We start from the raw sequence: 21579 nt of genomic DNA, 5'->3' as shown, positions 1-21579 counted from the left end.
CTTACCCTTAACGATAAATACGGGGCAGATTTTAACCCCTTACAATCTCTAGTCAAATTATTGCTACTATTTAGTGACGATTGCAAATAGATTTCTTTATGTTTAGACGTCTAAACGTCTAATTTAGGTTGACGTACGCTAACCTCTTAGGTAAATTTGGACGTCTAGACATCTATTTTGTGTGTTTGTGAATTTTTAGGAGTCTTTATGACTAAGTATCAAAGCGCCACATTGGCCGTTCGCCAGGGTATAGAATCAGACACACAACATGGAGCCGTAGTACCACCGATTTATTTATCGACAAATTATTCGTTCGACGGCCATAAAAATCCGCGCGAATTTGACTACAGCCGATCAGGCAATCCTACTCGTTGCATATTAGGTGACGCGCTGGCAAAACTTGAGCAAGGTGCAACCGGAGTGGTGACATGCACAGGTATGGCGGCCATTACATTGGTGACCAGCTTACTCGGCCCTGATGATTTATTAGTGGTTCCGCACGACTGTTATGGTGGCAGTTATCGCTTGTTTACCAATTTGGCTAAAAAAGGCCAATTTAAATTAGTGGTTGTCGACCAAACCGATGCTCAAGCATTGAGCCAAGCGATAGCGCAAAAACCTAAAATAGTGTGGTTAGAAACCCCGTCAAATCCATTACTGCGCGTTGTTGATATTGAAGCGATTAGCCGTGCTTGTCGTGATGTAGGGGCATTAGTTGCGGTAGATAACACCTTTTTATCACCCATTTTACAGCAACCGTTATTGTTGGGGGCTGACATCGTTATTCACTCAACCACTAAATACATTAATGGCCACAGCGATGTGGTTGGCGGTGCGGTTGTAGCCAAAGATCCTGAAGTAGGCGAACTGTTACATTGGTGGTCAAATACCCTTGGGTTAACCGGTTCTGCGTTTGACAGTTACTTAACCTTACGCGGTTTACGCACACTAGCAGTGCGTATTCGAGAGCATCAACGTAACGCACAAAAGATTGTAGAACTACTTAATGCCAGCGACGTAGTTGCTAAAGTGTACTATCCCGGTTTAAAAGACCATCCAGGTCACGAAATTGCGGCAAAACAACAACAAGGCTTTGGTGCTATGTTAAGTTTTGAATTGCAAGGTGGCGAGGCCGAAGTGGTGGCATTTTTAAATGCGCTGACATTGTTCAGTGTTGCTGAAAGTTTAGGCGGAGTGGAAAGTTTAGTCGCCGTTCCGGCCACGATGACCCACAGAGCAATGGATGCAGAAGCACGCCAAGAGGCTGGTATTAAAGACACTTTATTGAGACTATCTGTCGGCATTGAAGATGCTGAAGATTTGGTTGCTGATATTAAAGCCGGTTTAGCCGCAGTTGCAGCAATTAAATAGCCTGAACTTGGGTAAAATTAGCTTAATTTACGTTTATGTTAGCTGTAGTTTTCGTTAAATAAAGTAAAATAGCGGTCGCAATAAAAAAAGTCGTAGTTGTTTAAGGAGTGCGTAATGGCGCGAGGTCATTTACATAAGTTTGGTGGTTCTAGTTTAGCGGATGCTGATTGCTATCGTCGTGTTGCCCATATTTTACTGACTCATGGTAACAGTGATGATCTTGTGGTGGTGTCTGCTGCCGGTAAAACCACTAACTTCTTATATAAATTACTCAGTTTGCGCGACAGCGGTCAACTTTGGCAAGAAGAGCTGCAAGTGCTCATTAGTTACCAACAAACCTTAATTGAGCAACTATTGTCAAACGAGCAGGCGCGTGATTTACGTGAGCGCTTGTCTACCGACAGAGCGCAATTAGTCAGCTTGTTGTCTTTAGAGCAGCACAACGATTATCAGTTAAACCAGGTTGTGAGTTTTGGTGAACGCTGGTCTGCACGCTTAATGGCGGCATTACTGCGCGAAACCGGCGTGGCTGCAACGCATGTTGATGCCTGTTCTATTTTGGTTGCCGACGAAGGTTCAGTGCCTAATATTTTAGTGCAAGAGTCGCGTGACAAGGTGCAAGCTTTGTTGGCTTTGCATCCGCAAGAGCGTTTAGTGATTACCGGTTTTATTTGTGCTAACCGCCATGGTGATACCTTATTGCTGGGCCGTAATGGATCTGACTTTAGCGCCACGCTAATTGCTAGCCTGGCTGATATTGAACGTGTCACCATTTGGACTGATGTGGAAGGGGTATTTAACGCTGACCCTAACAAAATTAATGATGCCAAATTGCTTAAAAGCTTGTCTTTAGCAGAAGCTGATCGCCTTGCGCGTTTAGGCTCGCCTGTTTTGCACTCACGTACTTTGCAGCCATTATTTAACACCGATGTGAGTTTAGCCGTACGTTCAAGCTACGCATCTCACACCGACTTTACCTTAATCGCTCCACTGAGTTCATCGGCTAGCGCACCTGTGGTGACTAACCTCAATGAAGTGGTGTTATTTAGCTTTAAACTCAACACCGAGATTGCACCACTGCTGGCTATTTTAGATCAAGCAGGCCTGACGCCATTAGCATATTGGGAACTCGCCCAACATAAATTTGAGCTGGCATTTACCCTAGAAAGCCAAAAACAGGTTCAAGCACTGTTGGTCAAACATGGCGAGCAATGGGCGATTGATGAATTAGCCATACAAACTGACCTTGGATTGGTGGCGTTAGTCAGTGCAGATGCACATCATTTTAGACGCAGCTTTGCCCGTTTATTAAGCCGCGATGCCAAACCTGTTTATCAAGACTCGTTAAGCTTAGTGACCTTAGTGCCACAAGCGCAGGTGAGTTTATTAACCCAAAAGGTGCATCGTCGCTGCGCCGGTCCCAGAATGCGCATCGGCGTGTTGCTGCTAGGTGTCGGTAATATTGGCGAAGCATGGGTCGATTTATTTAAGCGTGCCAGCCAAACATTAGATCGCGAACTTGAAGCGTCGGTAGAGCTTATCGGCGTGGTTGGGTCGCAAAAGGCATTAATTTCAAATGACGGTATACGCCTTAATCATTGGCAGCAAGATTATCAAGCCCATGCCAAAGATTGGGATTACGACTCATTGTTTGAGCAATTAGCACAATTGTCTTGTGATGAAATTGTCGCGTTAGACATCAGTGCCAGTGCCACATTAACCTTGCAGTATCCTGAGCTATTTGCACGTGGCATTCACGTGGTGAGCGCAAATAAACTGGCGGGTTCTGGGCCATTACCTTTTTACCGTGAATTAAAGCAACAGCTCAGTAATCGTCGGTTATTTTGGCGTTATAACGCCAGTTGTGGGGCGGGTTTACCGATACAACACGCCTTAAACGATTTGCGTAATAGTGGCGATACCATTGAAGCGGTCGGCGGAATTTTTTCGGGTACCTTATGTTGGTTATTTGAAAACTACGATGGCAGCAAACCGTTTTCTGAATTAGTTCTAGAAGCGCGCGGTTTAGGGATTACCGAACCCGATCCGCGAGACGATTTGTCTGGCCGTGATATGCAGCGTAAATTGCTGATTTTAGCCCGTGAGATTGGTTTAGCCGTTGAGCTCGATGATATTACGTTGAATTCATTAGTGCCTAAGGCATTAGCAGAGTTGTCATTAGACGATTTTTTACCGCGTATTAGCGAGTTAGATGATGACTTGTTACAACAATATGTTGCAGCCGCTGAGCAAAATAAAGTGCTGCGTTACGTGGCCTCGTTAGACAAAGTCGAGGGTAAACTGCAGGCCGAGGTCGGTTTGCAGTGGGTAGACAATAATCATCCTTATGCCAACTTAACCCCAGGCGATAATGTGTTTGTTATTCGCAGTGCGTTTTATCAAGGTAACCCATTGATTATCCGCGGGCCAGGTGCTGGGCGAGAGGTCACCGCAGCCGCAGTGCAGTCAGATTTAGTGCATATTTGTAAAGACTTACTGCAAGAGTAATATTGATTAAAAAGACCATGTTGAATGGTCTTTTTTTTCGTCCTCTATTAGTTTTTCGTCCTCTATTAGATAGTGCTGCTTACGATTAAAAGGATATTAAATGCAAAGGCCAACAAAGGAGCAAATTCGAGATTTACCACTTTATGAGGGTATTGGTCTTGATAATATCATCGTTGTCACAAACACCGCTGACGCGATTAGTGCAATAGCAGAGTTAAAAACACACTCTTGCTTAGGCTTTGATACCGAGAGCAAACCTTGTTTTATAAAAGGTGAGGTAAGCGATGGACCTCATTTAATTCAAATCGCCACACAGTCCAAAGTATTTTTATTTCCTACTCAGTTTTATGAGCACTTCACTGACATTGCTAAAATACTGTCGGATCCTACGATAAAAAAGGTGGGGTTTGGGTTAAAGGAAGACAGAAAAATACTCTTGAGAAAATTTGGCATTACGTTAACCAATACAGAAGAGCTTTCTTCAAAAGTGATGCGCTTTGCACGCGTTAAACAACGTGTTGGCGCTAGAGTTGCGGTTGCGATGTTTTTTAATCAACGACTATCTAAGAGTGCACAACAATCCAATTGGTCAATATTCCCTCTGCATAACCATCAGAAAAAATATGCGGCAAATGATGCCCATACTGCATTACTCATCGAGCTCGAAATTGAAAGACAGAGCCAGCAGTAATCTTAGAAATATGGCACCTTTCACCACTCCATAGGTTTTATTATTCTTAATATTTTCTCTTTTTTGCCGAACGTAGCTACAGAATAAACTCAAAAAAACATAAATATTTATTATCAAATTAATAAAATTTGATAATTTTTATTAATGTCGTGTTCGCCGTAAGATTACTCCATCGAAACAAATGACGAATCGATTAATCGTTTTTAGGAGTAAGTTATGAAAATGAATCACGTAGGTTTAATGGTTGGCGACATGGATAAAGCGGTTGAGTTTTATACTAAAGCGCTAGGGTTACGAGTGGTAATGGGTAACACTAAAGTGCAAGAAGAGCGCAAAACGGCGATTGGCAGAATGTGTGTCGCTGTATTTGGTGAAGGCTTTAAAGGTTTTAACATTGCGCACTTAGTCACCACCGACGGTATTGGTGTAGAGCTATTTGAAATGGTTGATCGCCAAGAGCGCCATGATGTTGATTTTACGCGTCTTGGTATTTTCCACTTCTGTTTGCAAACCGATGACTTTGAAGGTGCAATTGCACGTACCGAACAATATGGCGGCAAGGTGCGTATGGACATTATGCGTTACCACCCTGAAGACGATGGCAAACCCGCTAAAATGGTATATTTAGAAGATCCGTTTGGTAACCTATTTGAATTCTACTCGCATACTTATGAAGAAACGTACGCTACTGATTACGAGTAAGTTATACCGTTGAACCTCACCCCCAAAGCGACCTTAAAGGTCGCTTTCTTGTTTTATACCAATCCGCATTAATAAATGACCACTCAGAATACAACCAGCGACTTCAATCGAGCCTTTAAAATAGATTCATTTGAATCGGTTTTATTTATGGGAGAAGTGTTATGCCACTAAATCGTGTGATGGATGTTTTTTTAGCTTGACTTAGCATGCAGTTAAACTAGTATATGGACATATAGACGTCCAAACGGCTAAATGGTTAGGTTGAAATAAACTGAATTTAGTCCAGTTAGCCGCTTGGTATAGACTCCGAAGTGTTACAGAAGTTGAAGGAATACATTATGGCTTTTCATCATGCACAACATGCCCAGTCGTTAAATCAGAGCTTGTCTGAGCTGAGTGATATTAATGTATCATTTGAGTTTTTCCCGCCTTCAACACCTGAGATGGAAGAGATCCTGTGGAATTCTATTCGTCGTTTAGAGCCATTAAACCCTAAGTTTGTCTCGGTAACTTATGGTGCTAACTCTGGGGTACGTGACCGTACACACAGTGTGATTGAGCGTATTCAAAAAGAAACTAATTTGTTAGCTGCGCCGCATTTAACCTTGGTTGATGCCAGTGATGAAGAGCTCGTTGAGTTAGCAAAACATTATTGGAACTCAGGCATTAGAGACATTGTTGCGCTGCGGGGTGACTTACCAGAAGGCAGTCCAAAACCAACTCGTTTTGCCAATGATTTAGTCAGCTTATTGCGCTCTGTTGCTGATTTTGATATTTCGGTTGCAGCCTATCCTGAGGTGCACCCAGATGCACGTAATGCTCAAGCTGACCTGATAAATTTAAAGAAAAAAATTGATGCCGGTGCTAACCGTGCCATTACCCAGTTTTTCTATGATGTTGAATCATATTTACGTTTTCGCGATCGCTGTGTTACTGCGGGTATTGATGTTGAGATTATCCCGGGGATCTTACCTGTGACTAATTTTAAGCAGACGAAACGTTTTGCCGATATGACCAATGTGGCGATTCCGCATTGGTTACACCGCCAGTTTGAAGGTTTAGATGATGACCCCGCAACACGTCAATTGGTTGGTGCAAATGTGGCCATTGATATGGTTAAAGTGTTAGCGCGTGAAGGCGTTAAAGATTTCCATTTTTATACCCTTAATCGTGCAGAATTAACCTATGCGATTTGCCACACTCTAGGTGTGCGGCCAAAGTAAGGTAATCTGGGATTGGGTATTGAAGCCTTCTGTAATATGATTACAGAAGGCTTTTTGGTTTTTAACGAGGAAATTCAGTGTCTGAGTTAGCGGGTCTATGCCCTATTTGTCATCAAAAAAATGCGTGTTCAATGGCGCTTGGGCAAGATATTTCAAGTTGTTGGTGTGTCGATTCTGCTTATAGTGCGGTTGAATTGATTCAGCAATATGTAACGACATATCCAGACAAGGCTATCCGTTCAGATCAATGTGTCTGTACTTCCTGTTTAGCCAAAATAGCACTCATCACAGCGACAGAAGCCTCTGCAGTACAATTATTTATTCCTTGATCCGCTCCTTTGTCATAACCTGATATAGTCATTTCAATTGTTAATTATTTGTTGTTTACAAGCGCTTGGTAGGTATACTAAAACCTCAATATTTGAGGATAATAATGTTAAAAAAAATTCTCCTAGGGCTTGCTGTCATCATCGCCATCCCTTTTATCGCCGCATTGTTTATTAAAACCGATTACTCCGTTACCCGCACCGTTACCATAGACAAGCCTGTTACTGAGGTTTTTGACTATATTAAACATCTAAAAAACCAAGATAATTTTAGTAAGTGGGCGCAAATGGACCCCGAAATGGTTAAAACCTTTCGAGGAACAGATGCGACAGTGGGTTTTGTATCTGCATGGGCGAGTGAAAACCCTGATGTTGGGGTTGGTGAGCAAGAGATTATTGCCATTGACGAAGGTAAGCGTATCGATTTTGAATTACGCTTTATCTCGCCGTTTGAAGCGACGTCACCTGCTTACATGACAACTGAAGCTATCAGCACTCAACAAACTAAAGTGGATTGGGACTTTAGCGGCCACATGGACTATCCAATGAACTTGATGTTTCTATTTGTCGATTTTGAAACCATGATTGGGGCCGATTTACAGCAAGGCTTAGATTCATTGAAAGTGATACTTGAAAAAGAGTAACGGACAAACCTGTTTTATCTTGAAGATGATTCATCACATCTTGTCTTAGGTTGCCTTGATTAACGTAATCGGGGTAACCTAAAAAATCCAATCATGACAATGGAGTTGGGCCGTTGTCATGATAATAATAATAACTAAACATCTAATAATAATAATTTCGACAATAGTCATTACTCATTATGAGGTTTTACATGGAAGCAATCACAAGTTTTGTCAGTACGGTCAACGGTATTGTATGGGGTATCCCCATGCTGGTTATGATTTTAGGCGTAGGCTTATTTCTGTCTATTGGGTTAAAACTCATGCCTATTTTAAAACTGGGTCGCGGGTTTAAATTATTATGGTCTGGTCGCCAAGTCACAGACGAAAGCGAAAAAGGCGATGTGAGTCCGTTTAATGCGTTAATGACTTCGTTATCGGCAACAATAGGCACGGGTAATATTGCGGGTGTTGCTACGGCAATCTTTATTGGTGGCCCAGGTGCCTTATTTTGGATGTGGTGTACTGCGCTTGTAGGTATGGCGACCAAGTTTTCTGAAGCGGTATTGGCGGTAAAATATCGTGAGACAGATGCCAACGGCAATCATGTTGGCGGCCCAATGTATTACATTAAAAACGGCTTAGGCAGCAAGTGGGCATGGCTCGGTACCGCCTTTGCTATTTTTGGTTCTATTGCCGGCTTTGGTATTGGTAATACAGTACAAGCTAACTCCGTTGCCGATGCCATGAGCAGTAACTTTGGCGTACCAAGTTGGGTGACTGGCGTGGTATTGATGGTATTGGTTGGTGCGGTATTAATGGGCGGTATTAAGCGTATTGCTGAAGTTGCTGGCAAGTTAGTACCATTAATGACGGTGTTTTATATTACTGCTGGTATTGCAGTATTGGTGGTGTACGCCGACCAAGTACCAGCGGCGTTTATGTTAATTATTGAAAGTGCCTTTAACCCTGTTGCTGCCCAAGGTGGTTTTGCAGGCGCAGCGGTATGGGCGGCTATCCGTTTCGGTGTGGCCCGTGGAGTATTTTCAAACGAAGCTGGTTTAGGGAGTGCACCTATCGCTCACGCGGCAGCGCAAACCAGTAATCCGGTAAAACAAGGTTTAGTGGCCATGTTAGGCACATTTATCGATACTTTAATTGTGTGTTCAATTACCGGTTTAGCCATTGTAGTTTCAGGTGCTTGGACCTCGGGTGAAAATGGTGCGGCATTAACCTCATTTGCTTTTTCGCATGCATTGCCTATGGGTAATTACATTGTGGCTATCGCATTAGCTGTTTTTGCCTTTACCACCATTTTAGGTTGGAGCTTTTATAGCGAAAAGTGTGTTCAATACCTTTTAGGTGATAAAGCCGTTAAGCCATTTCGTTTAATTTGGACGTTAGTGGTGCCATTAGGTGCGGTGAGTTCTTTAGAGTTTATTTGGTTATTGGCCGACACATTAAATGCCATGATGGCGATTCCAAACTTAATCGCGTTAGTGTTACTTAGCCCTGTGGTATTTAGTTTAACCCGTGAATACTTTCTCAAGCAGCGCGCACTTAAAGCGCAGCGCTAATGTTGCTGAATTATTGATGAGCTGTTGAACTTAATCTTATAATTCATAGTCTCTGTTAGACACGTTAATCAATTTTGGTTCTCAGTTAAGCATGTTCATTATTTTAGTGAGCATGCTTTTTTAAAAGGATTTTTACATGAAAAAAGCATTTTTGGCCACATTAGGTGCGACCGTGTTAGCGGTGTTATTTGCCGCTGGTTGCTCTAATTTGGGGTTTAGAACCAATGCGGGCGATATCGCGGTAGGTAACGTAAAAGCAGGTAATGTTGATACATATACCTCTGCGGAGATGTCGAGGTTTAAAGCGAGGTTTTTGGGCGAAGTCACAACATATTATTGCGAAAACTCATTAAACCCGGCGAAATTGGATAATTTACCCAGTTTGTCGTCTATGGCTAAGTCGCTTAAGGTACAAGTGTCGCAACGCGGAGGTAATGCGATTGTAATGAAGCAATGCGGTCGCCTTGTTGATCCATCTTGTAGTGCTTATTTAGAATGTAATGGCGAAGCTTATAGTATTGATAGAGGCTTTTAATTCATCGCAGGTCCAGCCTATTGCTGCTCAGCAATAGGCACTAATCTAAGCGTTTATTAAAGCGCTTTGCTGCTACCCACAATCCAATTAACGTAAATCCCACTAGCCATAAAATATCCTTGTAGAGCTCGCCTAGCGTTGCCCCTTTTAACACTATTGCCCGAATGACCCGCATAAAGTGGGTGCCAGGCAGGACTTCTGCAATCCATTTGGCTGTGGTTGGCATGGCTTCTAACGGGGTGATAAACCCCGACAGTAATATGGTTGGCAGTAAAATAAAAATCGTCATCTGCATGGCTTGAAGTTGAGTTTGGGCAATGGTTGAAATGATTAAACCTAAGGTTAAGCTAGCGGTAATAAACAGTAATGTAGCAAGCAATAAATGACTGATTGCACCATTGATCGGCACGGCAAAAATGAGGTTACCTAACCCTAAAATAATGGTCATTTGTATGAGGCCAATAACGATATACGGTAGAATTTTTCCTATCATCAACTCAAGCGGTTTAATTGGGGTGGTGATCAATAGTTCCAAATTGCCGCGCTCTCGTTCTCGCACAATGGCGGACGACGTAAATAACACCATGGTCATGGTAAGGATCACTGCGATGAGTCCCGGCACAATATTGACTGCCGATCGCTGCTCAGGATTATAAAAAAGACTCACTTCAAACCGAGATGAACTGCTCGTTTGCTCAGGCACAATGTCGTTGAGAGACAGGTTTTTGAGTTGTTTGATCGCGCCTGCGATCATGGTGTCTGACCCATCGACTATCCATTGGCCTATCGGTTCGTTATGCGCTAATTTTGCGGTTAAGGTTGGCGGTAAAATTAACGCGGCTTTAATGTCGCCTCGCCTGATGGCGGCTTGCGCTTGCTCTGCTGTGGTTAAAAATTGTTTTACCTCCACCACTTGAGTGACTTTAACCGCTTCAACTATCCATCGCCCAGCCGCGGAGTCACTTTGATCGACAATTGCCACGGGGATGGCACGCACATCGGTATTGATAGCATAGCCAAATAACAGTAATTGAATGAGCGGGATCATAATCACCATGGCAAAGGTAATGCGATCGCGGCTTAGTTGTTTGATTTCTTTGGCGGTAATGGCATAAATGCGCAAATAGCTATGACGAATGCTGCTTAATAAACTCGCCATGACCTTAGCCCTCTTGTTGCATAGGTTGGGCGGGTACGGGCTGGCCTGTATAGCTAACAAACACATCTTCTAGATTAGCCGTCACTAGGCGTATGTCTTGCGGATTCAACTGCCGATTGTGCTGCTGGCATTGATGTAATATCCAGGGGATAGGATCGCTGATGTTCTTACTCACCAATACCCGTAGGCGATGACCTAATTGCGCTGCTGAGGTAACGTGCTCAATGGTAATTAGCATCTGTTTTAATTGCCTTAAATCTGTGGTGGTGATTTCAACAACGTGGGCATTGATATTGTCCATTAATGATTTTGGTGTGTCATCGGCTCTAATGTGACCTTTTTCCATAATCGCGATTTTATGGCAGCGCTCGGCTTCATCCATATAGTGTGTGGTCACTAAAATACTGGTGCCTTGCTCTGATAAGTCGAATAACTGTTCCCAAAAGTCGCGCCTGTTTTGTGGGTCGACGGCTGAAGTGGGCTCATCTAAAAACAGTAATGAAGGCTGATTTAAACAGGCACAGGCTAATGCAAGCCGTTGCCGTTGTCCGCCGCTGAGTGTGCCTGCTAATTGGTGTTGATATTGATTGAGCTTATAAGTGCTTTGCAGTTGATCAATTCGTTTCTTACATTGGTCTGCATTAATGCCATAAATTCGCCCAATAAATTGCAGGTTCTCTTTGACGGTGAGATCGTCATAGAGCGAAAACTTTTGTGTCATATACCCAATATGATGGCGTAATGCTTCAGCTTGTTTAGGGATGCTTAACCCCATGACATTAATGTCGCCTTCGCTTGGTGTTAATAAGCCGGTTAGCATTCTAATGGTAGTTGATTTACCACAGCCATTGGGGCCTAAAAAGCCATATATGTGACCTTTAGGCACAGATAAATTTAAGCGTTCAACCGCAGCAAAGTCGCCAAAGCGTTTAGTGAGATTATGTGCTTGAATTACCCATTGTGGGTCTGTTAATGGCTTCATTTTTGCGCCGGTAAGATAACTTGAACAGGTATACCGGTAGGGAGTTCGCTAGCGGTGTCATCTAAACTCACTTCAGCTAAAAATGCCAGTCGTGAACGATCCGTTTGATTGAGTGCGTAATAGGGCGTGAATGCGGGTTCGGTGCTTATCCAGCGAAGCGTGCCGTTAAAGCCGTTATCGATCCCGTCGACCGTTACCGACAAGCTTTGGCCTATTTTTAGTTTAGCGGCGTAAGGTTCGGGGATATACACTCTGGCATAAGGCGCTGCATCGGCCTGTATTACCGCCACTACAGCACTTAGAGGAACACGTTCGCCGATGTTGTAAGGTAAGTTGTCTAATTTTCCGCTGCGAGTTGCGCGGATACTCAAATCGCTATACACCTGTTGCTCGTAGCTTAAATTAGCTGTGGCTGCATCGAGTGCCGCTTGAGCTTGAAAGATATCTTCTTGGCGAACACCTTTGATCAAAACCGTTAAGCGATCGTTTGCTGCATCGTATTCGGCTGTAGTTTGATCTCTAAGAGCTAAAGCCCGATCGAGTTCGGCCTCACTGACTAAGCGTTTAGCCAATAAACTGGCTGTGCGTTGATAGGATTTTTGCGCTTCAATTTTGGCGGCATTGGCACTTTTTAATGCTGAGTTTGCGCTGGCAATGTCTTCTGGTCGCTCGCCATTGGTGAGCTTTAATAAATAGGCTTTGGCTTTAACCACTTCGGCTTGCATCACGGCTAATCGTGCCGCTTGTTTGTGGGTATCAAATTGAACTAATAAATCTCCATGATTAATGTTCATGCCTTTTTTTATGGGTTGGGCAGTAATGATTTCAGCGGCTGTAGCGCGCAGTAATACGCGATCGCGCTCTAAGGTCCCTAAAGCTTGGTCGGGCGTGGCCGGCGTGCAACCACTGAGGATTATGACGCAGGATAAGAACGCTGAAAATAGCAGATGCTTCATAGCAAGTCTCATATAAGGATATGATTACACTATAGCATTGCATTTGATGAGTCAGCTAAGTGTGATTTACACCACACTTAGCCAATGAGTCTTAGAAAATGAGCTTAGACAATAGTGATTAAGCGGTAACCATTACTCTAAATAATTGCCCGAAATAATTACTCGAAGTTATTGTCAAATTCTGAGTCTTCAAACAAGTCGACAGCCAATGATGGAGCCACGTGCTTAAATTGGCGGGCAAAGTGTCGTTGCACCCCTTTAAGATCAATATTACCGATCCCAGAAGCAAAACCAAACCAGGCATAAAGGCCACTGATGTCTTCAAACATCGGCGGTAAATATTTGGGCTTGGCAATGATGCCTTCCTGGTAAGCTTGATACAGTACCGGAATATCTTCAATCGCGAGCTTACCTAAAAATAACATTGGGATCAGTTCTGGTAAGCCGGTGCTAATGGCACTGCGGATAAAGTTAATGTTTTCAACATAACCGCGCACATATGAAATATCTTTAGTAAAAAAGCTGCCGCCAGCGACCATGCCGCCACGAAACACACGTTGAGTGACTCGGTAACTGTCTTTTGAACTTAGATTAAGATTTCTAAAGTAGCGATACACTTCGATAAAGTCGGCGCCTTGTTCAGCCATGTCGACCGCAGAAACTCGGTCGCTAATACGACGAGCGCGCCCTGGGTTTGAGCTTAAGGTAAGCATTTCCATTAGCACTGCCAGGCCTTCTTGCGATGCCGTTACCCGTGGCGACCCGACACTGAGCCAGGTTGCATGTGGCTGAGCACGACCATTAAGCGTTGTGCCTACATGAACCCAGCCCTCATGGACTTCATACACATTGAGATCGGATTCGCTAAACATGGCGCTAGTATTCAGTTTTACTGTATCGCCACCCACCGCGGCGTCAGAGGCGATACCATCGCTTAATTTGACGTGAATTTCATCGTTATGAAAATACTTAACTAAGCGCTCACTCAGTACGTTAACGGCTTCTGGGGCGGTAATGATTTTAGGATGACGATTACTCATATGGCGCGCTGCTGGCAACGAGAAAATATGGCTCAAGCGGTCGCCGAGTTGACGCAGTGTATGGCGGTCGCCATGCAATTTATGGCTTGCACTGCCGTATAGCTCTTGGCTGAGTTTACCAAAGGTAGGGTTACCGCGATTATGCAGCATGTCGATCACGATTCGATATTGATCAATGTTAGCCAGGAGGATTTTGCCTAATTTATCGCGTTTTCCTAGGCCTCGTTCAATGGCACTTTTTAAACCTTGTAGATCGGTTTGAGTTTGAGCGGCATTGAATGACAACGGTATCGATTGATAAAAGTCATTGCTGACGTTGGGCAATACTTTAGTTTGTTTGGCTAAAAAGTCATCTTCAATTTGTTTAGGCCACTTAATCGAATCTAAAATTTTAATGGGTGCTTGGATACGAATTAATTCATCAGAAAAACGACGAATATCTTGCTGATAACGCAATAAAGAGTCAGACATTGTCTTTTCCTAATCTAGAAAACCTGAGCCATAAAGTTTTGTGGCATATTCCTGATGCTAATGAGCTTATACCCAAACAACCTGAAGACGCTCGATTTCAGCAAGAATTTACACGCGTGTAAAACTTGCCCTTTGGGAGTTTCACCGTGTTCCCACTACGTTGTTGCGCTAATTTATAAGGTGCCTACATTACCGCATTAACGCGCCTAGTATTGAAAACACGGTGAAGCTCTGAAACACGTATCTTCAAGTTGATTGGGTATATATTAGCAGAAGTCGATCACAAAACCGCAATGAAAAAATATAGCGGTATAAGCCCTATTTTGGTGCGTGTTGAGCGTTAATTAAGTAAATATTATATTAGTTTAGACTTTATCGTATTGAAAATAATGGATTTACTTGTTGGCATTAAAAGTGCTTTGTTTCATTGTCGTGTCGATGAAGAGGACAGCATATGGCTGCAATGAGTTATTTAAGCGTGATTGAGCGTTATCACGAATACGAAAATCTAGTACACGAACTGCTTGAATCCATTTTAGTGGGTGTGGGTGATGTGAATTTATTCGATAAGCCTGTTTCTGCAAAAGTGTTTGAAGATATGGCGGTGAGTTATCCGTTTGTTGAGCTGATTTATTTACTCGATGAACAAGGGATACAGGTTAGCCCCAATATCAGTGTTGTTAATCAGCAAGTGAAGCTACTCAATAACGGTAAACAGGCAGATAGAAGCCAGCGGCCTTATTTTACTCAACTTTCTCAAGCCAATACTGCACACATTACCCGGCCTTACTTGTCTAATGCCGGCGGTGGTTTGTGTTTATCTGCGTCACAAATTTTAACCTCATCAACGGGTGAGACAGGCATTGTGGTGATAGATGTCAATTTAACTCGGCTCATTGAGTTCATGATGGGGGACAGCGCAAGACGTAAAATGTCGCCGTTTTTTAAAAGTATTTACGCTGCTATTGTGTTGTGTCTTTTTGTGTTGGTGACCGTACTGATGTGGACGGTGACATTAGATATTTATGAGCTCTTTAGCCAGGCCTCGGCCCGGCATGATCCATTGCAGCCCTTTGGCATTATTATCTTTTTAACTTTGGCACTGGCTATTTTTGACTTGGGTAAAACCATATTGGAAGAGGAAGTGCTGATGCATAAAGATATTTTTAGGCACAGCTCGACGCGTAGAACCATTACCCGGTTTATTTCAACGATCTTAATAGCGATTTCGATTGAAGCCTTACTGACCATGTTTAAAGCTTCATTAGGTGAAAAACAATATATTGAGCCAGCCATTTTAATGATGCTTGCGGTGGTGGGATTGTTGGTCGGCCTAGGCATTTATGTTTACCTTGGCGCGAAAGCTGAATTGTTATTAACCCAAACTCAGGCAAACAGACACTGCGGCAGAGCAGAAAAAAATACCCCGTAACGGTATGGAGATAAATTAAAAAGGGATAAACACGATGTTTATCCCTTTTTGCTAGAAAAAGTCGTCATCACCAATGGCTTTGCGCAATTGCGCTTGCTCGAGGAAATCCTCTAACCTGCGTTTGATTTGACGCTTATGCTGTAATGACTCGGTTGACTTACTGCCTCTAGGCGTTGTCATCGCGTCAATTTCTGTGTCATCTGGCACTCGATCTGTAAGATTAGCCATAACGAAACCCTCAAGTTGAATGGTAAAAACGAAACGAATTCAATGAGCACTTTCTAACTAAAAAAACACCAATAGAAAAGTAAAAGTTTTTGTCTGATATGGACAGCTATTTTCACCTTTCATTTTGAGCTTAGCAGTAAATTTTTTTGTTGCTATAAAGCGGACTAAAATTTGTGACTAATATTGCCAATATAAAAAATGCCATTGCATATGGCAATGGCATTTTTTTGAATAAAAATAGCGTGATAGCTTAATTTTATTGCAGATGTCTTATAGCTTGTTACAGATTTTTTATAGTTTGTTACAGATGTTTTAAAGCGTAAAACCGTATGAGTAGCCTAAAACAATTTTAGCATCGCTGTCTGGTAGATCTGTATCAGACGCCATGAACGACACGGTACCAATGTCTGTTTCTGCGCTTAATGTCACGTTGTAGTCTGTGTATGTATCGCCAAATAGATCTTCGACGACATCACCTTGTGAGTAACCGTAGTGGAACGCTACGCTGAGCTTTTCAGTTAATGGGAAGCTCGCATTCGCTTGGATATAGCTCCAATCTTTTTCGTCTGATGCGCCAGATACATCTGAGTCAGCATTAACAACTTGAGAGTAGCCTACGTCTAACCATTTCCAACCGAGTACGATAGATATTTCACCAAAATCAATGCTCGCTTCTGCATCTGGGTAAGCGTAGTACAGGTAGCTTATATCGTAGGTCAGATCTTCAGTGAAGTTACCGCCGTAACCGCCATAGAAGTCTAACTCGTAGCTGGTTTCATCACCAAAATCGACGTTTGAAGCCCAAGTACCGGCATAAAAACCAGAGTCATGCGCGTAATCAAGCCCACCTTGAATTGCCGCTTCATTACTGGTTTGTGTAGTACCGCGCCATAAGTAGTTTGATGTCGCGCCAATATTGCCAGTGACTTCAGCAAGGGCACTGCCGCTCAATAGTAAACCTGTTGATAACGCAATTGCTTGATATAGTGATTTTTTCATCTTCATCCCTTAACGTTTTATTGTCACTGAGTCATTTATTTATACTTAAACGTACTCAATGTTGGTTTGTCTGATGATCAATTAGCGAATCGCATGCCACTTTTTTTATTTCATACTAATCAATGGTTTAATTGTCGGTGCTACATTTTGTAGCAATGCTGTTGCGGCTTAATGATGCAGCGCTGCACTTTTTTTGTGCAATTGCGGATTGTTGATAAAGGCTTTAGATTAAGCCATAAACTGAATTGATCTTTGGCATTTGTTAAATGTTACGCATAAAAAAACCTCCCAAGGGAGGTTTTCGTCAAAAGGTGTTAGCGAAAATTAATTCACGCTGTCTTTTAATGTCTTACCAGCTTTAAACTTAGGCACTGTCGCTGCTGCGATTTGAATTTCTTTGCCAGTTTGTGGGTTACGGCCAGTACGAGCTGCACGTTGAGTGGTTTCAAATGAACCAAAACCAACGATTGAAATCTTGTCACCATTTTTCATGGCTTCAGTTACCGCTTCTTCGAAAGATTTAAGTGCGCGGCCAGCTTCAGCTTTAGTTAGTTCTGCATTTTCTGCGATTTTTGCTATTAATTCACTTTTGTTCATATTGATATTCTCTGCTTTCCATAGAAGTGTTTTTTAAAACATCATTAACATGCCACAAGCCATGCAGGTTTAAAAGCACTTTATCCTATAAATTCAGTATCTGTAATGGTTTTGGAGCAAAATAAGCCTAAATCATTCGCCTAAAGGGTGATCAATTTACTCTTCTAGCAATTGGTAAAGAATTTTCTTTACCAATTGTGGCTCGAAAGGCTTATCACATAAGGCGTTAACCCCGGCACTGAATACATTACTTAGATGAGTGTCGTTTGCTTCAGATGACACCATTAAAATCGGAATATGCGACTGTTGGCTTTCGTTACGAATGTATTGAGTGAGCGCTAAACCATCTACCGAAGGCATGTTGTAGTCGGTGATGACTAAGTCATACATGTTTTCTTTCATCAAGCTTATCGCTTGCTCTCCATCTTCGGCTTCTGTAATGAGTTGCATACCTAAATTGCCGATAGTGCGTTTAATCACGTTACGTGCCATTCGACTGTCATCGACCACTAATACACGAATATTGTGGACATCAAAATGGCTTAAATCGAGTTCATCATTACTCAGTAAATCAACGGTTGAGTTGAGTGCAGTGGCGAGGTTTTCGGCGTTAAATGGCTTAGGTAAAATAGCGACTACGCCAGATTGTCTAAATATTTCTAATTGTTCACGGCGGCATTCACTGGAGACCAACATAAATTGAATGTCGTTTAACCCTGGAGTGTTTTTGATATATTGCAATAACTCAGTCGATTCACCATCAATAAAGTGCAATGCACTGGCTATCAAGTCGGGTTTATGACGTTGAATGATCTCTTTTGCTTGGGTAATTGTGGCGGCCGTTTGTATGCTACTAACGCCTTCTTGTTGTAAGCGGCTAATGATTATTTTGCGCTGCGTGTCAGACGATTCGACTAGCAGAATAGACAGTTCGCTCGGAGATAGACTTTTCATGATTAACGTTCCGCATTGTTGTATTTATTATTTTAGTTTTAGGGTGTTGCTGTGTAGCTAATTTTTTTAACAAATCATACTCAAACTTATGAGGAGATTATAGACGACAAGTTATGTTATGTCGTTTTGCTCTGCTTTTGAGCTAAATAAGTGCCAGTGACCGTTGATAATCCAACCCACCATTGAAATCCAATAAGTGCTGCGAGTAATAACCATAAGGGAATAAGCGGAATGTCGTTCCCTTGAAACATTAAATTAACGTCATTAGGGGTAATTTGATACGCGATGATCGCGGTTGTGCTGATAGCGGCTAGGCCAAGGGTTTGTAAGCCGACATAAAAAAATAGCACCACTTTCGTCCACTGTGCTCGGGTCAAAATGCCAAATAATAACGGTAAGACACCTAGGGTAAGCAAATCAAATGCATAAAAAGTGGTCATACGCCAAAGCGCGATTAACGCAAGAAGTGCATACAGTGCTACCAGCATTTTTACTCTTAAAGGCATGGCGGATTGTGCTATCTGATTCATATTGGTCATCTGGCTATAAAATTTGAGGTAGAATATCGCACAAACACGCTATGTGGGTATATTTTGATGACTGAAAACGATTTTTGGGCCCTGGTTACACGTGAGCACCCGAGCCAATCTTCTGATGAAACCGCGCAACAACTTCGTGATAAATTAACCGTTTTAGACGATGACTCGCTAAAAGCGTTTGATAAAATGTTTGGCCAACAATTACGTCGCAGCTATTTGTGGTCAGTCTGGGGCGCGGCTTACATTATTACTGGGTGTGATAGCGATTATGCCTTTGCCGAATTTAGATGCTTTTTATTGTCTTTAGGCCAGCAATGGTATGACAACATAGTAGAAAACCCCGATTGCTTAGGTGAATTAAACGACTGGCCGTTAGTGGATAATTACGCTTATCCATTTGTTGAAGATTATGATCTTATTGCCGGGCAGATTTACGAAGACCGTACCGGAGATGAATTACCTTTTGTGCCGTCTGGGCAAAATACGCCAGTGGGTAAAAAATTTAGCACTAAGCCAAAAATTATGCGTCAAACCTATCCATTATTAAGTGCACGTTTTCCATTTTAAGCGCGTGACTAGATTGTTCTTGTTAAGCGTTGGTTCAGCTTGATAGCGCTAAAGTGAATGCATTGAATATGTCACTATGAGTGGCGACTCATGTTACTGCTGCGCGGTTCAAGTTATCCGCGTTAAAGTGGAGAACGGTTAGGTATTTTGGAGGTTTATTATGAAGATTAAATATTTACTATTGGCTTCGGTATTTTCGGGGCAAGTTGCGATGGCTGAAGATGCGCCTGAACCTAATCCGCTAACCGAAGTCGGTGTGGTAAAAATTGAATGGCAAAATCCAAAAGATTTTCGGGATATTAAAACCTCTACGGAGCTGCAGTCTCGTTTTGAAAAGCGGTTATTTGAAACCTTAACCAAGAATATTAATAAACAAGCTGAAAAGTCGCTTAAATCGGGGCAAACCTTGCACATGCAAGTGACTAATCTGGATTTAGCGGGGGATATGCGCCCAACCTTTGGTGCGACACCAGGTGATTTACGTATCGTAAAAGATTTGTATCCGCCAAGAGCGACGTTTAGTTTTACGGTCAATGAGGGTGATAAGGTGATTATTAGTGGCGATGAAAAAATCACTGATATGAGCTTTATGTACAATTCTCGTCGTTTCAATGACAGACCGTTTCAGTATGAAACCACGCTTTTTACCGATTGGCTGCAAAAGAGTGTTGAGCCTAAGTTATAGTGCTTTTGGTGACTTCATTGGGTATATCGCTTTAAAAGCAAAAGCTCCATAGTTGGAGCTTTTATTTTTTATTCAGCCAGTGAAGTCACCATTAAAGCCAACATAACCACAGTTAATGAAACGTTAGGTTACTTAGCAAGCTTAAACACTTGCAGTGTTTGTAACAGTGTCGCAAGCTTTTTAACAAACGCCTCTAGGGTTTCTTGCGCCACATGCGTACTGTTTTGCATCTTATCGAACTCAATAACAAGCTCTTGTACATAAGGCAAAAAGCGATTACTGCTCTCGGTAAAACCTTGATCTTCAGTAAAAATCGCCACAAACTTACCATGACCGGCTTTACGCAACTCGTCTAGGCGGGCATCTGAATCAATGGCTTGTCTATAGGCTATTTGCAGGTTTTCTTTTATCTGTAGAAAAACATTGGTGTACGGCATAATTGCCTCATAGTGCATGAATAAAGAATATAACTAATTATAAGGAGCTGCTATGCAAGCAACAAGGAAAAGTCGGCTTAATTTGAATATCAATTTGATTCATCGACTTTTAGCACTCAATCTCAAGCGATGTGTTGTGTTGATATTGTGCTTAGGCGCACTCCCTGCCGCGGCATTAGGCTCGCCCGTTTTTTATAAAGTAGAGTATCAGCAACAGCAAGCCTACTTATTAGGTTCGATTCATATTGGCCAGACAGATTTTTATCCCTTAGCGCAACATATCGAATCGGCGTTTAAGCAGTCGGATGCATTGGTGGTTGAGGCTGATATCACTCAAGGTAATGCGGCAGCGTTGTTGCAGCAATACGGAGTATTATCGCCAGAGATTGCTGCCGATGTCGATGCCACACGTAAGGCATATTGCCAAACTCATCAAGCGATGTGCCAGGCGTTAGCGCCATATGCGCCCTGGCTGCAGTCAACGCAGATTAGCGTAAACCGCTTTGCAGGGTTAGGTTATAGTGCAGAGCAAGGTGTGGACACTTATTTTACCGCGAATAAAGAGGGCAAAGCGTTAATTGAGCTTGAAAGCATTCAGTTTCAATTTGAGCTTATTTCATCATTTTCGACAGAAACCCAATTACAAATGCTCGACGATGCCATTAACGCCAGCGACGCTGAAATGCTTGATTTGATCCATGCTTGGCGTCAAGGTGATGCTCAGGCATTAGCGCAGATTATGGAAGCGCAAGCGGGGGAGTCTGATGAGTTTTTAGATAAATTATTGTGGCAGCGTAATCATTCTATGACACACAAGATAATCCAGTTACTGCAAGACAAAAACCAAAAGCAGCTGTTTATTGTGGTAGGTGCGGGACATATTGTCGGCCAACAAGCCATTCCTGATTTGCTTAGACAACAAGGCGCAATCGTCACTCGCTGCACTTTGTTGCAATGTTGATACTGTGAGTAAATAA

The 21579-nt window shown here is 42.6% G+C and carries 23 protein-coding genes; 13 read left to right on the top strand and 10 right to left on the bottom strand.

From position 1 onward, the window contains the following. Positions 1-207: 207 nt before the first annotated feature. The 9 genes from metB to ACROAE_RS06045 all read left to right on the top strand — a co-directional run bounded on the left by metB (position 208) and on the right by ACROAE_RS06045 (position 9556). Positions 208-1371, top strand: a complete 1164-nt coding sequence (gene metB / locus ACROAE_RS06085; RefSeq protein ID WP_432400104.1) for a cystathionine gamma-synthase — start codon at positions 208-210, stop codon at positions 1369-1371. A 114-nt stretch (positions 1372-1485) separates the two neighbouring features. Next, positions 1486-3879, top strand: coding sequence for a bifunctional aspartate kinase/homoserine dehydrogenase II (locus ACROAE_RS06080; RefSeq protein ID WP_432400103.1), 2394 nt, complete (start codon positions 1486-1488; stop codon positions 3877-3879). A gap of 100 nt (positions 3880-3979) precedes the next feature. Next, positions 3980-4570, top strand: coding sequence for a 3'-5' exonuclease (locus ACROAE_RS06075; protein WP_432400102.1), 591 nt, complete (start codon positions 3980-3982; stop codon positions 4568-4570). Positions 4571-4786: 216 nt separating this feature from the next. After that, positions 4787-5272: a VOC family protein gene (locus ACROAE_RS06070; protein WP_432400101.1), complete on the top strand. Its 486-nt coding sequence runs from the start codon at positions 4787-4789 to the stop codon at positions 5270-5272. 338 nt (positions 5273-5610) lie between these two features. Next, entirely contained in the window at positions 5611-6495 is an 885-nt protein-coding gene (gene metF / locus ACROAE_RS06065) for a methylenetetrahydrofolate reductase (protein ID WP_432400100.1), read from the top strand. A gap of 77 nt (positions 6496-6572) precedes the next feature. Then, positions 6573-6824, top strand: a complete 252-nt coding sequence (locus tag ACROAE_RS06060; RefSeq protein ID WP_432400099.1) for a cysteine-rich CWC family protein — start codon at positions 6573-6575, stop codon at positions 6822-6824. A 104-nt stretch (positions 6825-6928) separates the two neighbouring features. Continuing rightward, a complete protein-coding gene (locus ACROAE_RS06055; protein WP_432400098.1) occupies positions 6929-7465 on the top strand; it encodes an SRPBCC family protein in 537 nt (178 codons plus the stop codon). Between the two features lie 191 nt (positions 7466-7656). Further along, positions 7657-9021, top strand: a complete 1365-nt coding sequence (locus ACROAE_RS06050; RefSeq protein ID WP_432400097.1) for an alanine/glycine:cation symporter family protein — start codon at positions 7657-7659, stop codon at positions 9019-9021. A 136-nt stretch (positions 9022-9157) separates the two neighbouring features. Beyond that, entirely contained in the window at positions 9158-9556 is a 399-nt protein-coding gene (locus ACROAE_RS06045) for a hypothetical protein (protein ID WP_432400096.1), read from the top strand. A 40-nt stretch (positions 9557-9596) separates the two neighbouring features. Here ACROAE_RS06045 and ACROAE_RS06040 read toward each other — a convergent pair whose 3' ends face one another. The 4 genes from ACROAE_RS06040 to ACROAE_RS06025 form a co-directional block, all read right to left on the bottom strand. After that, entirely contained in the window at positions 9597-10715 is a 1119-nt protein-coding gene (locus ACROAE_RS06040; RefSeq protein WP_432400095.1) for an ABC transporter permease, read from the bottom strand. Positions 10716-10719: 4 nt separating this feature from the next. Further along, positions 10720-11697: an ABC transporter ATP-binding protein gene (locus ACROAE_RS06035; RefSeq protein WP_432400094.1), complete on the bottom strand. Its 978-nt coding sequence runs from the start codon at positions 11695-11697 to the stop codon at positions 10720-10722. Next, complete coding sequence (locus ACROAE_RS06030) at positions 11694-12653, bottom strand: HlyD family secretion protein (protein WP_432400093.1); 960 nt, start codon at positions 12651-12653, stop codon at positions 11694-11696. Before ACROAE_RS06030 ends, ACROAE_RS06035 begins: the two co-directional genes overlap by 4 nt. Before the next feature lie 158 nt (positions 12654-12811). Continuing rightward, positions 12812-14164 (bottom strand): flavohemoglobin expression-modulating QEGLA motif protein, encoded by a 1353-nt coding sequence (locus tag ACROAE_RS06025; protein WP_432400092.1) that lies wholly within the window; start codon positions 14162-14164, stop codon positions 12812-12814. A gap of 454 nt (positions 14165-14618) precedes the next feature. On the opposite strand from ACROAE_RS06025, the gene ACROAE_RS06020 reads away from it, so the two are divergent. Further along, complete coding sequence (locus tag ACROAE_RS06020) at positions 14619-15596, top strand: PDC sensor domain-containing protein (protein WP_432400091.1); 978 nt, start codon at positions 14619-14621, stop codon at positions 15594-15596. A 51-nt stretch (positions 15597-15647) separates the two neighbouring features. Here the strand turns inward: ACROAE_RS06020 and ACROAE_RS06015 are convergent, their stop codons facing one another. The 5 genes from ACROAE_RS06015 to ACROAE_RS05995 form a co-directional block, all read right to left on the bottom strand. Next, entirely contained in the window at positions 15648-15824 is a 177-nt protein-coding gene (locus tag ACROAE_RS06015) for a PA3496 family putative envelope integrity protein (protein WP_170293502.1), read from the bottom strand. A 312-nt stretch (positions 15825-16136) separates the two neighbouring features. Then, positions 16137-16823 (bottom strand): TorF family putative porin, encoded by a 687-nt coding sequence (locus ACROAE_RS06010; RefSeq protein WP_432400090.1) that lies wholly within the window; start codon positions 16821-16823, stop codon positions 16137-16139. A 324-nt stretch (positions 16824-17147) separates the two neighbouring features. After that, complete coding sequence (locus ACROAE_RS06005; RefSeq protein WP_011638950.1) at positions 17148-17420, bottom strand: HU family DNA-binding protein; 273 nt, start codon at positions 17418-17420, stop codon at positions 17148-17150. A 156-nt stretch (positions 17421-17576) separates the two neighbouring features. Beyond that, positions 17577-18374: a response regulator gene (locus tag ACROAE_RS06000; protein ID WP_432400089.1), complete on the bottom strand. Its 798-nt coding sequence runs from the start codon at positions 18372-18374 to the stop codon at positions 17577-17579. Positions 18375-18490: 116 nt separating this feature from the next. Next, complete coding sequence (locus tag ACROAE_RS05995) at positions 18491-18904, bottom strand: hypothetical protein (protein WP_432400088.1); 414 nt, start codon at positions 18902-18904, stop codon at positions 18491-18493. Between the two features lie 66 nt (positions 18905-18970). Here ACROAE_RS05995 and ACROAE_RS05990 point away from each other — a divergent pair, with 66 nt between their 5' ends. Then, the gene (locus tag ACROAE_RS05990; protein WP_432400087.1) at positions 18971-19480 is read left to right on the top strand and encodes a DUF4240 domain-containing protein; all 510 of its coding nucleotides are present in this window, start codon (positions 18971-18973) and stop codon (positions 19478-19480) included. 160 nt (positions 19481-19640) lie between these two features. Next, positions 19641-20165 carry a DUF3016 domain-containing protein gene (locus tag ACROAE_RS05985; protein WP_432400086.1) on the top strand — a complete coding sequence of 175 codons (525 nt, stop codon included), beginning with the start codon at positions 19641-19643 and terminating at the stop codon, positions 20163-20165. A gap of 128 nt (positions 20166-20293) precedes the next feature. Here the strand turns inward: ACROAE_RS05985 and ACROAE_RS05980 are convergent, their stop codons facing one another. Next, complete coding sequence (locus ACROAE_RS05980) at positions 20294-20602, bottom strand: prephenate dehydrogenase (protein ID WP_188956114.1); 309 nt, start codon at positions 20600-20602, stop codon at positions 20294-20296. 52 nt (positions 20603-20654) lie between these two features. On the opposite strand from ACROAE_RS05980, the gene ACROAE_RS05975 reads away from it, so the two are divergent. Further along, positions 20655-21563 (top strand): TraB/GumN family protein, encoded by a 909-nt coding sequence (locus tag ACROAE_RS05975; protein ID WP_432400085.1) that lies wholly within the window; start codon positions 20655-20657, stop codon positions 21561-21563. The last annotated feature ends 16 nt before the right edge of the window (positions 21564-21579 follow it).

This window comes from Shewanella sp. MF05960, from assembly GCF_050849305.1.
Classification (GTDB): Bacteria; Pseudomonadota; Gammaproteobacteria; order Enterobacterales; family Shewanellaceae; genus Shewanella.
This window is presented reverse-complemented; position numbering and strand designations above follow the sequence as displayed.